At 48.4% G+C, this 14583-nt stretch carries 15 protein-coding genes; all 15 read left to right on the top strand.

The features are described from left to right. Nucleotides 1–336 precede the first annotated feature (336 nt). The 15 genes from ACEN2G_RS05175 to ACEN2G_RS05245 all read left to right on the top strand — a co-directional run bounded on the left by ACEN2G_RS05175 (nucleotide 337) and on the right by ACEN2G_RS05245 (nucleotide 14575). A complete protein-coding gene (locus ACEN2G_RS05175) occupies nucleotides 337–1590 on the top strand; it encodes a D-amino acid dehydrogenase (protein ID WP_442020408.1) in 1254 nt (417 codons plus the stop codon). A gap of 474 nt (nucleotides 1591–2064) precedes the next feature. Further along, nucleotides 2065–2979, top strand: a complete 915-nt coding sequence (locus ACEN2G_RS05180) for an AEC family transporter (protein ID WP_442020409.1) — start codon at nucleotides 2065–2067, stop codon at nucleotides 2977–2979. A 458-nt stretch (nucleotides 2980–3437) separates the two neighbouring features. Beyond that, nucleotides 3438–4304 carry an MSHA biogenesis protein MshI gene (locus ACEN2G_RS05185; RefSeq protein ID WP_442020410.1) on the top strand — a complete coding sequence of 289 codons (867 nt, stop codon included), beginning with the start codon at nucleotides 3438–3440 and terminating at the stop codon, nucleotides 4302–4304. Beyond that, the gene (locus ACEN2G_RS05190; RefSeq protein ID WP_442020411.1) at nucleotides 4301–4882 is read left to right on the top strand and encodes a fimbrial assembly protein; all 582 of its coding nucleotides are present in this window, start codon (nucleotides 4301–4303) and stop codon (nucleotides 4880–4882) included. Before ACEN2G_RS05185 ends, ACEN2G_RS05190 begins: the two co-directional genes overlap by 4 nt. Beyond that, complete coding sequence (locus ACEN2G_RS05195; protein ID WP_442020412.1) at nucleotides 4875–5525, top strand: MSHA biogenesis protein MshJ; 651 nt, start codon at nucleotides 4875–4877, stop codon at nucleotides 5523–5525. The genes ACEN2G_RS05190 and ACEN2G_RS05195 overlap by 8 nt, the downstream gene beginning before the upstream one ends. Next, a complete protein-coding gene (locus ACEN2G_RS05200; RefSeq protein ID WP_442020413.1) occupies nucleotides 5518–5817 on the top strand; it encodes an MSHA biogenesis protein MshK in 300 nt (99 codons plus the stop codon). Before ACEN2G_RS05195 ends, ACEN2G_RS05200 begins: the two co-directional genes overlap by 8 nt. A 14-nt stretch (nucleotides 5818–5831) precedes the next feature. After that, nucleotides 5832–7466 carry a pilus (MSHA type) biogenesis protein MshL gene (mshL, locus tag ACEN2G_RS05205; RefSeq protein ID WP_442020414.1) on the top strand — a complete coding sequence of 545 codons (1635 nt, stop codon included), beginning with the start codon at nucleotides 5832–5834 and terminating at the stop codon, nucleotides 7464–7466. Further along, nucleotides 7466–8407: a hypothetical protein gene (locus ACEN2G_RS05210; RefSeq protein WP_442020415.1), complete on the top strand. Its 942-nt coding sequence runs from the start codon at nucleotides 7466–7468 to the stop codon at nucleotides 8405–8407. The genes mshL and ACEN2G_RS05210 overlap by 1 nt, the downstream gene beginning before the upstream one ends. After that, nucleotides 8385–10085, top strand: a complete 1701-nt coding sequence (locus ACEN2G_RS05215; protein ID WP_442020416.1) for a GspE/PulE family protein — start codon at nucleotides 8385–8387, stop codon at nucleotides 10083–10085. Before ACEN2G_RS05210 ends, ACEN2G_RS05215 begins: the two co-directional genes overlap by 23 nt. After that, the gene (locus tag ACEN2G_RS05220; protein WP_442020417.1) at nucleotides 10085–11305 is read left to right on the top strand and encodes a type II secretion system F family protein; all 1221 of its coding nucleotides are present in this window, start codon (nucleotides 10085–10087) and stop codon (nucleotides 11303–11305) included. Before ACEN2G_RS05215 ends, ACEN2G_RS05220 begins: the two co-directional genes overlap by 1 nt. Before the next feature lie 298 nt (nucleotides 11306–11603). Continuing rightward, entirely contained in the window at nucleotides 11604–12158 is a 555-nt protein-coding gene (locus ACEN2G_RS05225; RefSeq protein WP_442020418.1) for a pilus assembly FimT family protein, read from the top strand. Between the two features lie 64 nt (nucleotides 12159–12222). Further along, the gene (locus ACEN2G_RS05230) at nucleotides 12223–12741 is read left to right on the top strand and encodes a prepilin-type N-terminal cleavage/methylation domain-containing protein (protein WP_442020419.1); all 519 of its coding nucleotides are present in this window, start codon (nucleotides 12223–12225) and stop codon (nucleotides 12739–12741) included. Continuing rightward, nucleotides 12731–13324, top strand: coding sequence for a type IV pilus modification PilV family protein (locus ACEN2G_RS05235; protein ID WP_442020420.1), 594 nt, complete (start codon nucleotides 12731–12733; stop codon nucleotides 13322–13324). The genes ACEN2G_RS05230 and ACEN2G_RS05235 overlap by 11 nt, the downstream gene beginning before the upstream one ends. Before the next feature lie 2 nt (nucleotides 13325–13326). Beyond that, nucleotides 13327–14100 carry a PilW family protein gene (locus ACEN2G_RS05240; RefSeq protein WP_442020483.1) on the top strand — a complete coding sequence of 258 codons (774 nt, stop codon included), beginning with the start codon at nucleotides 13327–13329 and terminating at the stop codon, nucleotides 14098–14100. Continuing rightward, nucleotides 14090–14575 carry a pilus assembly PilX family protein gene (locus ACEN2G_RS05245; protein ID WP_442020421.1) on the top strand — a complete coding sequence of 162 codons (486 nt, stop codon included), beginning with the start codon at nucleotides 14090–14092 and terminating at the stop codon, nucleotides 14573–14575. Before ACEN2G_RS05240 ends, ACEN2G_RS05245 begins: the two co-directional genes overlap by 11 nt. Nucleotides 14576–14583: the final 8 nt, after the last annotated feature.

Here is a 14583-nt window from a genome sequence, read left to right on the forward strand (position 1 = left end):
CCTACAAAAGATAAAATCTTGTAGCCGGCCGTCTCTTTGGTAAAGAGGACTTCGCCGGTCCGCGTTAGCGGATGTTTTTACAGTTACTCCAAAGCCAAGTGCAGGATCTGAGATCCGCTTCACACCGGCGTCTTTTGCCATGCATAATGTCGAAAAATGTTGTCTATCTGGAATTAAATACTGCAGATTTAATATCGATTAGAGGATGGTTTTGATGCTCTAGGCCTTGTCTTGCTTGCGTTAGCAACTATTTTAGTTGGCCTTGTGTTTTACTCTGGATTTTATCTTTTTTTTAGATGATATTACCGCACATTGCAGTGTGCCTAGGGTGAGTTCATGAAAGTATTAGTATTAGGTAGTGGCGTGGCCGGTGTTGCCAGCGCTTGGTATTTGGCCCAACAAGGTCATGACGTGGTGGTATTAGAGCGACAACCGAATGCGGCGGAAGAAACCAGTTTTGCCAACGCCGGCCAATTGTCCTTTGGCATGAGCTCACCGTGGGCGGCGCCAGGCATTCCACAAAAAGCGGTTAAATGGCTGTTTCAAACTCATGCTCCGCTCAAGCTACGCCCTAGCTTAAATCCGGCTCAATGGCAGTTTATGTTGTCTATGCTGGCGAACTGCACCGAAAAAGCCTACGCCATTAATAAATCGCGTATGGTGCGCGTCTCTGAATACAGCCGCCATTGCATTAATAGTTTGCAAGATGAACTGCAGCTCCCTTTTGAAGCGCGCAAGCAAGGTTTATTGCAGGTGTTTCGTAGCCAAAAGCAAATAGACGATGCAGCTAAAGACATCAACGTCTTGCAAGAATTTAATGTTAATCACCAACTGCTCAATGTGGAAGAATGCATTGCCCGCGAGCCTGCCTTGGCACGTGTTAAGCACAAATTGGTAGGTGGATTGCATTTTCCTGACGACCAAACCGGCGACTGTAACTTGTTTACTAAGTCGCTGGTTGAGCGCTGCAAAGAAAAGGGCGTACAGTTTAAATTTAATACCGAGATCAAGGCGCTGGTGAGCGACGGCGACCGCATCATGGGTGTGCAAACCGCACAAGGTTTAGAAATGGCGGATCAAGTATTAGTGTGCATGGGCAGCTACTCGCCGTTCTTGCTTAATCCGTTAGGCATTCGCTTGCCCGTGTATCCCATTAAAGGTTATTCACTGACCATAGAGATTAAAGATACCGCCGCTGCACCTTTGTCCACCGTGATGGATGAAACCTATAAGGTGGCCATTACTCGGTTTGATAATCGTATTCGAGCGGCAGGCACCGCCGAGTTGGCAGATTTTAATGCCGACTTACCCAAGGCGCGTCGCGAGACCATAGCCGAGTCGGTAGGCAGTTTATTCCCTGAAGGGGGTCATTTAGACTCGGCACAGTTTTGGACTGGCTTTCGCCCTATGACGCCAGATGGCACGCCCATTATTGGCGGCACCCGTTATAAAAACCTCTGGCTAAATACCGGTCACGGCACCTTGGGTTGGACCATGGCCGCAGGCTCGGCCAAGCTCATTGCCGATTTGATCAGTGGTAATAAACCCGAGATTGACGCCAGCGGTTTAGACGTGAGTCGTTACGCTTAAATTTACGCCCCCAACTGCCTAGACAGCTGTATATCAAGACGCCATAATGGCGTCTTTTTTATGCCTATTGATTGATACTCATATCAGGTCAGCAGCTTGTAATAAGAAGATGAGGGCTCTGTTGTGGTCCGTTTCTTCGCTGAAGAGCACTTCGGCGGGCCTGCAAAGCTGGATGGTTTTAAGGCCAAAAATGAGAACCAAACCGAGCTGAATAAATTGGCTCCTACAAAATAATCGTCTCTTGTAGCCCGCAACTTGTTCGTGGGTCCTGCGAAGCAGGATGGTTTTAAGGCCAAAAATGAGAACTAAACCGAGCCGAATAAAGTGGCTCCTACAAAATAATCGTCTCTTGTAGCCCGCCGTCTCTTTGATAAAGAGCACTTCGGCGGGCCTACAAAGCTGGATGGTTTTAAAGCAACCTAAGCAAAAAATACAGCGTGCCTCACCCAACTTTGCACTTAACCGAAGGACTTTATGCTCACCACCTTGTTGAACATAGTAATACCCGTGTTTGCGGTGGTTGCGGTCGGGTTTGTGATTGGCCGGCGCCAAGCAGCAAACTGTCATTCGACTAGCCGTCCTCATTCGACCACAGACATGAGCTTTGTTAATCTGGCGAATGTGCAGGTGTTTTGCCCAGCCTTAGTATTTTCGGCGCTCATTGAGCACCCGGTAGCACTGGGTGACAGCTGGCTACTGATAGTCGCGGGCCTGTTGCTGATAGTGGTGCCCGGTGGCATCTTGTTTAGTCTGAAATTTAAGGGGCTAGAGCGGCGCACCTTAGCCATGGGCGGCATGTTTCGTAATACCGGCAACATTGGTATTCCATTAATGATGCTGGCCTACGGCAAAGAGCAAATGGGTGCCATCATCATTTTATTTGTGCTGTCGAACCTAGTGCACTTTTCATTAGGGCTGTTTATGTTGTCGCACGCGGCAGGGCGCTGGCAGTGGCTAAAAAATCCTCTGGTGTGGGCGGCCTTGTTAGGCTTGTTTTTAGCAGATCATCGGGCCGTGTTGCCCGATTTTGTGTTAACCAGCAGCCAACTATTAGGCCAAATTTCGGTGCCATTAATGCTGTTTGCACTAGGGGTGAGACTCTCCCAAGGTGAGATTAGCGAGCTAGGCTTGGCGCTGCGCGTTAACCTCACTTATTTAGCGGTGGGAGCGTTAAGCTTTTTAGCGGTGGCAACTTGGCTACCGCTGAGCCGCGACTGGTTGCAGCTATTAGCCTTGTCTGTGATGTTGCCGCCTGCGGTATTAAATTATTTATTGTGTGAGCAATATCGTTGCCAGCCAAATAAAATGGCCAGCATAGTGCTGTTGGGCAATTTAATGTCGGTAATAAGTATTCCTGTGGTGATTTATCTGACCTTGACCTTTATTTAATTCTTTATTTCAAAGCCTGATTAATAAAGCGCATAAGTAGATCGGTATAACAGATGTGGAAATGAAAAAAATATTTTCTGCCACGGAAGAACACGGAACTCACGGACGCAGTTCACGTGCGACAAGAGCCCAAAAGCCCAAAAGCCTTTGATGGATAAGAGCTACTTTCAGATCGGATCACTATTTTTCAGTGGATTCAGTGGGTTCCATGGCAAAAAAGTCTTTCGTTTTTAAAGAGCAAACTAACCAGAGAACTCCACAGAAGTTATGCGTTATTACTTATTAGCCGGTATGGCATTAAAGCGGGTTAAATTAAATCGCTTTAAGTATTGCGCTTAATCAAATATCACCTCGATATATGATCGATTTCTAAAATTTCATTTTTAGTATAAAGGCTTGTTTGTAAAACGCTTTTAACTGTCTATACTGGTTCCCTTTCTTGATTACGTACGGTACCAATGGAACTTCTACCCAGATGGTTAAAACCCAATCGCGCGGCCTCTGCCGTGGGGATTTATCTTACGCCAACGAGTCTGTTCGCCATCGATGAACAGGATACGGCTGTGGTGATTGAGCGAGCCATAGGGCAGGGCGAAGCCGTGCCGGTGGCGCTGAAAGCCATGATTGATGAGCAAGCGTGGCAAGGCCGACGTCTGTCTTTGGCCCTCAGCCGCCATTGGTACCAGCAAACGCAACTCGAAAAACCCGCTATTCCAAATGAAGAGTTAGCGCAAGCGCTGCCTTGGTGCATGCGCGAGCTGGTTAATGAGCCAATAGAAAACTTATTGTTTGATTACATAGACTTGCCCCCCGGCCCTGCGGGGCAACAGCGCATTGCCGTTTACACCAGTCAGCAAGAGGCTTTGGCACGCTTAGTGCAAGCCGTTACCCCAATATGTGAGATCGCCACCATAGGTGTCGATGAATTGGCGGTTGCCAACTTATTGGCGCCAGAAGAGCGGGGTTTACTCTTGCACAAGTTGCCAGGCCAAGAGCTGACCTTGACCTTTATTCACCAGCGCCAGTGGCATTTTTCGCGCACCATTCGGGGTTTTCAGGCGTTAGATGACGAGCAGATGTCGGTGGATCAATTTGTGTTCGATAACCTCTTGTTAGAGTTACAGCGCAGTATTGATTTCGCCGTGGGCCAGTTGAAGCTTATCGCCCCAGATAATTGGTATTTGGCCTTGCCACAGCGAGTCACGCCCGCCATTACCGACGCCATTAGTCAGGTGTTTGATATAAAACCTAAATCGCTAACCTCTGACCGCCTATCGCCGGTAAGTTTGCCCGCACTTGGCATTTTAAAAGAGAGCCAAGCATGAAGCAGCGGATTGAATTTTACCAAGCCGTCCTTAAGCCCGCTCAAGACCCCGCTAATCTGGGCTTGTTGTGGCGGGTGAGTCTCGCCATTGTGCTCGTTTGGGGGCTGGTGTTTGCCTATGCTGGCGTTAATCAATATCAGCTTCAGCAGCAAAATATGGCGTTGCAAGCGGCGGTACAAATAGGCGAGCAAGATGCCGAACAACTGCGCAGTGCCTTGGCTGAACTAAAAGCGCGCCAAGACGACGGCACCAAAGAGCAGGTTGAGCAAACCATTAGAATTCGCCAAGATCTATTGCAGTTGCTGAACCAAAAAAACTTAGTGTCTTACGCCAACACCTTAAATGATCTTGCGCATATTCCCTGGCAAGGCGTGGCGTTACAAGGGCTGACCTTACGCGGCAAGCAGATGGTGTTGCGCGGTGCCGCCAGCCAAGCCAGTGCCGTGCCGGCATGGATTTTGGGTTTTGAGCAAAGCGCTAGCCTGAATGGCCACCGTTTTGGCCAATTATCCATTAGCCAAGACACCGAGGGCGGCTTGAACTTTAGCCTCTACAGCTCAGAGGTAGCCGATGAATAACCTTAACCAATTATTTTCAGATGTGAGTAATCGTTTTGCTGCCTTATCTCAGCGTGAGCGCTGGCTAGTACTGGGCGCAAGCTGGGCCTTGTTGGCTTGGCTCGGCTTATTGCTCTATCAAGGCGGCATTGAGGCGCGAGTGACCGAGCTTCGCCAAAGCCAAGACAGTTTAACCACCCAACTTGCTCAACAACAGCTGATGAGCAGTGAGCTTAGCCAAGGGATAGCTGAGCTTAAAAATAACGGTGCAGACCAGCAGCTTGACCGGTTAAATCAGCGTTTATCTCGGCTAAATGAAAACGTTGATGAAAAAATGCAGACCTTAGTTGAGCCTGAGCAAATGTCCGCCTTATTGCTGTCGATACTCAAGCAAAGTAAGGGGCTTGATTTGCTGGAGCTGAGCAACGAAGCGCCCACTCGCCTTAATAGTGAACAAGATGCACAGGCCTTGTATCGCCATAATTTAAGTTTGGTATTAAGCGGCAGTTTTTTGTCGTTACTTGATTATGTAAAGCAGCTTGAGCAGTTATCGGGTCGTGTTTTTTGGCGCGGCTTGGAATTTGAGTTAGACGAGTACCCCACCGCCACCATACGGCTGGACTTTTTTACTATCAGTCAACATAAGGAGTTGTTGCGTGGTTAATCCGTTATTGCTGCTGTTGCTCAGCACCACTGTGGGGCTGCAAGATCCCACTCAGCCCTTAACGTCCGCCGTGGTGCAAGCCGAGTCGAGTGCGCCTGAGGCCGTGGCACCTGTGGCTTTACACCTGCAAGCAATTTTTAGTGGTGGCCACACCAGCGCCATTATCGACGGTAAAACCTACCAAATAGGCGATAGCGTACAAAACTATCGCTTAGTGCGCATTCAACCGAGCCAAGTTGTGCTTCAAGGCACGGGCAAGCCTCTAGTCTTAACGTTATTTCCCTCTTTATAAACGCTGAGTAACGCATGAACTTTACACTAAAACCCATAGCGATTGCCTTATTAGGCGCTACCTTGTCAGCTTGTATCACAGTACCAGACGGCACCTTACCTAAAGCCGCACTCGATGACGCCTTAAATGCGCGGCCCGATGCCGTGCCGTTAGATGTACAACAAGAGCTGCTAAACGCCCAATCTAATGCCAACACGCCACAGGCGGAGCCAAGAGACAGGCGTTTTAATATGGCCGCCAATAATGTAGAGGCAAAAAGTTTTTTTAATGCGCTGGCCAATCAACATGGGGTGAGCATTGCCGTGCATCCAGAAGTAGACGGCACCATTAGCCTTAATCTTCGCCAAGCCACCTTGGCTGAAAGCTTAGCCGCGCTCTCGCAGTTATACGGCTACGGCATAGAGCGTAAAAATGGCGTGTATCAGGTGTTTCCGAATGGTGTGCGTACCCGCACCTTTAACGTCAACTACCTAATGTTGTCGCGTACTGGGCAGTCGCAAACGGCCATTAGTGGTAGCAGCTTATCAAACAGCAGTTCAAATAGTGACGGCGGCGGCAATACCAGCGGCTCTGGGGATGCCACGCGCATTAGCACTGAATCAACCAATGACTTTTGGGTCGATTTAGAGTCCGCTCTTAGCCGCTTAATTGGCAGCAAAGACGACAGAGTAGTGGTGACCAACCCACAAGCAGGATTGGTGAGCGTGCGCGCCACACCAGACGAATTAGCATTAGTAGAAGATTTTTTAAGTCAGGCGGAACGTCAGCTTAAACGTCAGGTTATTTTAGAAGCACGCATTATTGAAGTAGAGCTGAGTGACGGTTTTGAGCAAGGCATTGACTGGGCTAATTTACAGGCCGGTAGTGGTAATAACATAGGGCCGACGCATCGCGTTACCGGCGGTAGCGCTAATGCATACCCAGGCTTTTTAAATCCACTTGGGGAACTGTTGGGTGGCGGGGCCGTGTTTAATTTCACCGATGGTAGCTTCTCGGCCATGATCAATTTGCTGCAAACTCAAGGTGAGGTTAATACCTTATCTAACCCCAGAGTTGCGACCAGCAATAATCAAAAAGCCGTGATCAAGGTCGGTACCGATGAATACTTCGTTACCAACTTTACCTTAGAAACCACCACCAGTAATAATGGACCTCCAACGCAGTCACCTGATCTGGAGCTATCGCCGTTTTTCTCGGGTATCTCTTTGGACGTAACACCACAAATATCCGATGACAATCGAGTGTTACTGCATATTCACCCTACCGTCAGTGAAGTGACGGACAACAACAAGGTGCTGAATTTAGGTACGGGGCAACCGATCATTTTGCCATTAGCACGCAGCACGGTGCGAGAGTCCGATACCGTAGTGGAGGCGCGCTCTGGCGAGATGATAGTGATCGGCGGCCTGATGCAAGAGAAACAAAAAGAGATTAATACCGGTATTCCCTTGCTCAGCCAAATTCCCATTTTGGGTAATTTATTTAAAAACCGCAGTGTTAGCAGCCAAAAGAGCGAGCTGGTTATCTTGTTGCGTCCGGTAGTGGTCGCAGATAACACCTGGCAAGACGAACTTAAGCGTTCACGGGACTTGCTGGAAAAATGGTATCCAGAAGATCCCATGAGCCGCTTAATGAGGGGAAGCTTTTAATGGCGTTGTGCGCTAAGGCGGCCAAACACTTTGCTGCCAAATACGTGTCTGCCAAATATGGCGCTGCCATCTTACTGGTAGCTGGCAGTTTGTTGCAGCTACCCAGCGCTCAAGCTCAAGACGAAACGGCAGTGGAAGAAAACGTGCCCTGGACGGATTTAATGGTGAATTTGCCAGAAGCCGAGATGGACGCTTTTGCCGCCGACTATTTACAGCAAAGTTTGCAACAAGCGGCACCTAAGCCATTGGCATTGCCGCCTTTACCTCAAGTTCAGCCTCAAGCCAGCCCTGTGGCCGTAAGCAAAGCGCGCCACTCAGGCCCCAGCAAGTTAGATTTTTCTGAAGTGGTATTGAGCCGGGCCGACTGGCTAAACGAAAAAAACCGCCAAGCCGATGCGGCACTCGCCAATAACAATTGGCCTTTGGCCGAGTTACAGCTGGCACAGGCCTTAGGCGAGTATCCAGACGCCCACGACACGCGTCTGCGCTTAGCGGCCATGTTGTATGGCCGAGGCGCACTGGGCCAAACTAACGACGTATTACAACAAGGCATAGATCTTGCACCTACTTATGTCGGTTTTCGCCTCACGCTCAGCCGTATTTTGGCGGAACAAGAACGTTTTGTGGCCGCCCTGCATCAGCTTAATCAAGTTAACCCAAGCGTCGTTGAGCATTTAGATTATTACAGCTTAAAAGCCGACATGGCTAGACGCAGCGGCCAATGCCAGCAAGCGATAGACACCTATCAACAGTTGCTGGCACACAGCCGAGTCGGCGCTTGGTGGTTAGGCTTAGGCCTGTGTCAGCGCGAGCTTGGCCAAGACTTTAGTACCGCCTTTTATCAGGCGCAGGCCAGTGCCGACCTAGGCGCCGCCTCGCAACGTTTTGTAGAACAGCAACTCAACCTTTTGGGGAAAAATGGCCAAACACAAACTCACTAAACGCCTTGGCGAATTACTGATTGACCACAATGTCATCAGCCAAGAGCAATTAGAGTCGGTGCTACAAAAACAGCAGCGCGAAGGCGGGCGCATCGGTGCCCTTATGGTGCAAATGGGCATACTCAGCGAGCTAGAATTATTAGGCTTTGTGGCCGAACAGCTCGACTTGCCCCTGCTCGATCTCAATAAAGTAGACATAGACCCGCAAGCGGTAAAATTATTGTCTGAGGTGTATTCTCGCCGCCACCGCGCACTGGTAATAGCCGCAGATGAGTTTAAAGCCACTGTGGTCTTATCTGACCCCGCCGATCTCGACACCCAAGACGCCATTGCCAATCTTTTGCTGCCCCGCGAAGTTAAATTGGCGGTCGCGCCACAGAGTCAATTATTTGGCTTATACGACCAGCTTTACCGCCGCACCGACGACATCGCCCATTTGGCCGAGCAGCTGCAAGGCGAAAACGCCCCCAGTCGCCCAGCGCTTGAGGCAGCAGGGCTGGACGACAGCGATGCCACCGTCGCTAAATTGCTGTATTCCATGTTTGAAGATGCACTGCAAGTGGGCGCCTCCGATATTCATATCGAGCCCGATCAAAACTTGATCCGCTTTCGCATGCGGGTAGACGGCCTCTTACAAGAAACCGTGCTTAAAGAAGTGAACATAGCGCCGGCGCTGGTCTCACGGCTTAAGATCATGGCCGGTCTCGATATTGCCGAGCGCCGTTTGCCCCAAGATGGCCGCTTTGCGCTCAAAATAAAAGGCAGCCCGGTAGACGTGCGCATGGCGACTATGCCGGTGCAGTTTGGCGAAGCCGTGGTATTGCGACTGCTGGATCAATCCCAGGGCATTCGCAGTCTCGACAAAGCCGGCATGCCGCCAGAACTGCTGACCGCCTTTCGCCGAAAACTGGCCAGCCCCAACGGCATTATCTTGGTGACCGGCCCCACCGGTAGCGGTAAAACCACCACGCTTTATGGCGCCTTAACCGAGCTTAATACCCCAGAGCGCAAAATTATCACCGCCGAAGATCCGGTGGAATATCAGCTATCGCGGGTCAATCAAGTACAGGTAAATGTTAAGGCGGGCTTAACCTTTGCCGCCATTTTGCGCACCAGCTTGCGTCAAGATCCCGACGTATTGCTAATAGGCGAGATGCGCGACCAAGAAACCGCCGAAATCGCCATGCGCGGCGCGCTTACCGGTCACCTAGTGTTGTCTACCTTGCACACCAACGATGCCCCCAGCTCCGCCATTCGACTGATGAACATGGGCGTGCCCGGCTATTTGGTGGCCAGCACCTTAAAAGGCGTGCTCGCCCAGCGCTTGGTGCGCCGCCTTTGCGAATATTGCAAAGTTGCGCATGATCCAGAGCTTAGCGAGCAGCAATTTTTGCGCTATTTAGCGCCTGATTTGAATCTGGATACCCGTTTTTACCATGGCGCGGGCTGCGCTAGCTGTAACCAAACCGGTGCTAAAGGCCGACTGGGTGTATATGAGTGGCTAGAAATAAATCAGCCTATGGCCGATTGCCTGCGCGATGAAAATATCGACGGCTTTAACCAGCTAGTGGCGGCAGACAGCCGCTACGTTAAGCTTTCGCATTCTGCACTTAAGCTCGCCATAAACGGCGACATCGCCTTAAGCGAAGTGCTGCGCCTGAGTGAGTGGATAGATTAATGGCTTTTTTTCAATATCGCGCCCGCAATACCCTTGGCCAACTGAATCAAGGCCGCTTAGAAGCCGCCTCGCGCGAAGCCGCCGCCGAAAGCTTAATGAGCGCCGGTTTAATGCCGGTCGAGATTAAAGAAACCAAAGCCGCCGCCAAGGCTGGCATCAACTGGCAGCAGTTTTTACATGGCAAGGTAAAGCTCGAAGCCTTATTGATCTTATGCCGCCAGTTTTCTTCCCTCACCCGAGCCGGTATTCCGATTTTGCGCATCGTAGAAGGCCTGCGCGACACCACCGACAATAAGCTGCTGATCAAGGCGTTGAACGAGGTAGCCGAGGCCCTTAACCAAGGCCAAACGCTGGCTAATGCGTTGGCGGCACACCCGCATATTTTTAATAGCTTGTTTATCTCATTGGTCGACGTGGGCGAGAGCACGGGACAGCTAGAGCAGGCATTTTTACAGTTATCGCATTATTTTCAACTGGAATTAGATACTCGCCGCCGCGTTAAAGCCGCCACTCGTTACCCCATGTTTGTGTCTATCGCCATGCTGGTCGCCATGGTGGTAGTTAATATTTATGTGATCCCCGCGTTTACCGGCATTTTTGCCAGCATGGGCTCAGATCTGCCGTTGATGACGCGCATCCTTATCGGCTCATCGGAGTTTTTTACCACTTATATCGTGCATATTGTGCTGGGCTTGGCAGCATTCGGCTTCGCTATTTGGCGCTATGTGAAAACTAAAAACGGCCAATTGCGCTGGCATACTTTGCTACTGCGCATCCCCATTATTGGCCCGCTGGTGAATCGTATTTTATTGGCACGTTTTTGCCGCAGCTTTTCTATGATGCTAGGCGCGGGCGTACCCATAGTGCGCGTGCTCACGCTGGCGGGCACCGCCACCGGCAATGCCTACTTAACTAAGGCCATGCTCGGCATGGGCGATGAACTTGCCTCGGGTAACAGCTTATCGCGGGTGGCGAGTGACAGCGGCGTATTTACGCCACTCATCTTGCAGATGTTTAAAGTAGGTGAAGAAACCGGCCGAGTGGATCAAATGGTGATGGAAGCCGGCAAGTTTTATGAAGAAGAGGTGGATTATGACATTACTAATCTCACCTCTAAAATCGAGCCGATTTTGATTGTCGTTATTTCTTGTATGGTATTAGTACTCGCACTGGGTATTTTTACGCCAATGTGGGATATGGTGAACTTAGTCAATCAGTAGCGACTATGCGCTAAATCAAGGTGCTAAACACCATTTGTGCTACAAGTTGCAGAACTAAATCAAGAGTTCAATAAGAGTTGAAACATGTGTTGAACTAACAATGAGATAAGCAGCGTAATAGATGAATAAAACGGCTTTTTTTTGCACAATGGCTATTGTATAGCCTCAGTCAGGCCAGTATGATCGGGACATGAGTAACAATGTTTTGTAACTTATATTTTTAGTTTCATTGCATAATGCGATGCAAATAAAATTTTAATTATTTACGCAATTAACAAAGCAACCAAGGAATAAAAGCATGAGAAAATCCGCAGGTTTTACCCTGATTGAATTAGTTATCGTTATCGTAATTTTAGGTATTTTAGGTGCCGTAGCCGCCCCTAAATTATTTAACTTACAAGGCGATGCTTATGGTGCCAACTTAAATGCCATGAAAAGCTCTATCTCTACTAGTATGACGATGGCTAATGCTAAGGCTCAAATTCAAGGCAAATTTGGTGACCTAAAAGGTACAACAGGAGATGATGTAGTTACAGGTTATGAGAATATCGAGTTCATCGGTGGTTATCCTAAAGCGATTAACCCTAAAGGTATTTTAGACACATTAGATGGTTTTGAAGTTGCTCGTTATAAAGTAACTCTGGATAAAACTATTACTAGTGCTGAAGCTGCTAAGTATGAAATTACAGCTGGTCGGACAGCTTTACGTATTAGCCCTGCCACTATCGTCAAAGATGATTGTGAAGTGACTTATGTCCAAGCAAGAGCTCAGAAAGATGGGACTGGAGTTGATAACACCGGTGCAGAAACTTATGCGCCAGCCTTAGTATTTGCAGATACTGTCGGTTGTTAATAATAAATTATTTACAAGGGCGGCTTAGGCCGCCTTTTTTGTAACTCTACGAAATATAAAAATTATGCATATACGGCGTGGTTTTACTCTTATCGAGTTAGTGTTAGTAATTTTGCTAATCGGCATTATTAGTGCCGTGGCACTGCCGCGCCTAATAGATAATGCCAGCACCGACAGCGTTGTGACCCGAGACGCATTAGTATCGCGATTGCGCTTAGTGCAAACCATGAATATGAATGAACCACAAAGCCACCGCACTCGCTTGGCAGTCGGACCTTCGGGCTTTGCCCATATTACTGATATTATCGGTACCGATACGCCTGCTCCTGAGAGTACAAGTGTCGGTAGCGCTAATCTTAGTGACAGCAGCTTAAGTTGGCGGCGCATGCAGAGTGCCGACGCCAGCATTAAATTAAACACATACACTGCATTCTCTATTCTTTTCGACCGTTTAGGTCGTCCATATTTTTTTAACAGCGCTGGGCAAGCGGTAAATATGTGTGCCGACGGTTGTGACATATCAATCGGTGCCAGTAATCGAAAATTGCGCATTGAATCAGAGGGCTATATTCATGGCTTATAGTCGTTTGCATCTTGTGACTTTATCGAATAAACAAGCGGGTTTTTCGTTATTCGAATTGGTGTTGGGCATTATGTTGCTCAGTATTTTAATGACGGGTGCTGTAGCCATGTTAATTAACCTAGCCCCCAAAACCGTAGATCCCGCCATGGAAGTACGCGCCGCACAATTAGCGCAACGACTTTTAAATGATATCTCGCTGCAAAAATACGATCATGCTAATAATAATTTCGCTTGTGGTTCTGCGGATGGTGAAACTTGCACCTCAGCAGAAAAGTTTGGTCCCGATACCGATGAAACCAGTTTAGCCGACTTTAATGATGTAGACGATTACGATACAACAGCAATTTGCACGGCCAGCGTTAAACCCGATAGCTGTGATAATAACTGGATTACCGCCTGTTGGTTTACCGAACAGTGTAATGATAACAGTAATGCTTATAGCCAATTTATGGTGAAAATTGACGTTAAGCCTCATGAGTTTGAAACTGGCGTTATAGACTCGGCCAAAAAAATTGAAATTGCCGTTCGCCAACCCAATGGCAGCGTATGGGAATATGCGGTGTTAAGAGGTAACTATCCATGAGGATGCGTGGCTTTACACTCATAGAGCTGGTGATTGTAATGATGATCTTAGGAATAGTCTCCGTATTCTCTGTGCGCTTTATTACCAGCAGCGTACAAATCTATCGCCAAGGTGCCGATCGCGAAAGCTTGATGAGCGACGTGCGTTTTGGCATCGAACGCTTAAATCGTGAAGTACGTAATGCCGTACCAGGCTCATTATTAATTGAAGACACAGGTAACTGTGTACGTTTCTGGCCGATTACTAATGCGGGTCGTTATATCGGTGCTCTCTCAAGCGGAACCGAGTCCACTAAAGTGTCGTTACCGATGAGCGTTCCAGCTAGCGAGCAGGATGCTTGGCTGAAGAGTTGGCAAGATAAATGGTTAATTATCAATTCCATTGGTTTGGATAGTAGTACTCAAACGTGCGCGACGGGTTATGATTGCGCGGTAAAAGTCGTAACTCTGCCGACTGTTGAGGAGAGTGATAAGAAATTAACATTTTCCTTTGCCAGTAAACCGCAGTTTTCTTCAGCTCCGGCTAAACGAGTTTATTTTGCTAATGAGCAAGTACGCTATTGTGTTAACAATGCACAGCAACTTACACGAGCCGTGTCACCAATAAGTGAAGAATTTACCAGCGAGTCGATACTAATGGCAGAACATATCAGTATCGGTTATTTCTCTATAAATAATGATGGTTTATATTCCACACTCAACGTTGATTTAACAGTGAGTAAGAACAATGAAAGCATTGATTTTCGTCATAAGATAAGGCTGTATAATGCGCCATAATCACTCTTTACATATTCATCAGTCTTTGCGCCGTAAACAAGGCGGCAGCATGCTGTTGATAGTAGTATTTATGATGGTAGTGCTCGCATTATTGGTTACCACCATGGGCAGTTTTCTATCGGACAGCAGTCAAAAAACCAGCGTAGAAGTACGCGCCACCCGCGCATTAATGGCGGCACAAAGCGGCTTAGAATATGGATTTTATAAAGTGGGTAATGCAGATAAGTCTGATCCTACAGCCGTTAAAGCTATATGCGAGGCTATAGCTATTGATGAAGATTCGTTGCCACTTAACGATATTAAAGGGTTTACCGATTGCCATGCCATTGTCACCTGCACAGCAATCGATGACACAAAAACTTACAGCATAACCAGCGAAGGCCGTTGTGGAGAGCCATTAACCGCCAGCCATTCCAAGGACGACACCCGCACAGATTTCGCCGTTAGCCGCACATTAACGGCCGAGGCTCAATAAGGAGTTTT

This window comes from Oceanisphaera sp. W20_SRM_FM3 (genome assembly GCF_052119705.1).
In the GTDB taxonomy this organism is placed as follows: domain Bacteria; phylum Pseudomonadota; class Gammaproteobacteria; order Enterobacterales; family Aeromonadaceae; genus Oceanimonas.

What these genes read in the sequence shown, in the direction of transcription:
- ACEN2G_RS05220 (WP_442020417.1), top strand. Translation starts at nt 10,085, where the DNA reads ATGGCTTTTTTTCAATATCGCGCCCGCAATACCCTTGGCCAACTGAAT.
- ACEN2G_RS05245 (WP_442020421.1), top strand. Translation starts at nt 14,090, where the DNA reads ATGCGCCATAATCACTCTTTACATATTCATCAGTCTTTGCGCCGTAAA.
- ACEN2G_RS05185 (WP_442020410.1), top strand. Translation starts at nt 3,438, where the DNA reads ATGGAACTTCTACCCAGATGGTTAAAACCCAATCGCGCGGCCTCTGCC.
- ACEN2G_RS05215 (WP_442020416.1), top strand. Translation starts at nt 8,385, where the DNA reads ATGGCCAAACACAAACTCACTAAACGCCTTGGCGAATTACTGATTGAC.
- ACEN2G_RS05190 (WP_442020411.1), top strand. Translation starts at nt 4,301, where the DNA reads ATGAAGCAGCGGATTGAATTTTACCAAGCCGTCCTTAAGCCCGCTCAA.
- ACEN2G_RS05230 (WP_442020419.1), top strand. Translation starts at nt 12,223, where the DNA reads ATGCATATACGGCGTGGTTTTACTCTTATCGAGTTAGTGTTAGTAATT.
- ACEN2G_RS05240 (WP_442020483.1), top strand. Translation starts at nt 13,327, where the DNA reads ATGCGTGGCTTTACACTCATAGAGCTGGTGATTGTAATGATGATCTTA.
- ACEN2G_RS05175 (WP_442020408.1), top strand. Translation starts at nt 337, where the DNA reads ATGAAAGTATTAGTATTAGGTAGTGGCGTGGCCGGTGTTGCCAGCGCT.
- ACEN2G_RS05180 (WP_442020409.1), top strand. Translation starts at nt 2,065, where the DNA reads ATGCTCACCACCTTGTTGAACATAGTAATACCCGTGTTTGCGGTGGTT.
- ACEN2G_RS05225 (WP_442020418.1), top strand. Translation starts at nt 11,604, where the DNA reads ATGAGAAAATCCGCAGGTTTTACCCTGATTGAATTAGTTATCGTTATC.
- ACEN2G_RS05235 (WP_442020420.1), top strand. Translation starts at nt 12,731, where the DNA reads ATGGCTTATAGTCGTTTGCATCTTGTGACTTTATCGAATAAACAAGCG.
- ACEN2G_RS05210 (WP_442020415.1), top strand. Translation starts at nt 7,466, where the DNA reads ATGGCGTTGTGCGCTAAGGCGGCCAAACACTTTGCTGCCAAATACGTG.
- ACEN2G_RS05195 (WP_442020412.1), top strand. Translation starts at nt 4,875, where the DNA reads ATGAATAACCTTAACCAATTATTTTCAGATGTGAGTAATCGTTTTGCT.
- mshL (WP_442020414.1), top strand. Translation starts at nt 5,832, where the DNA reads ATGAACTTTACACTAAAACCCATAGCGATTGCCTTATTAGGCGCTACC.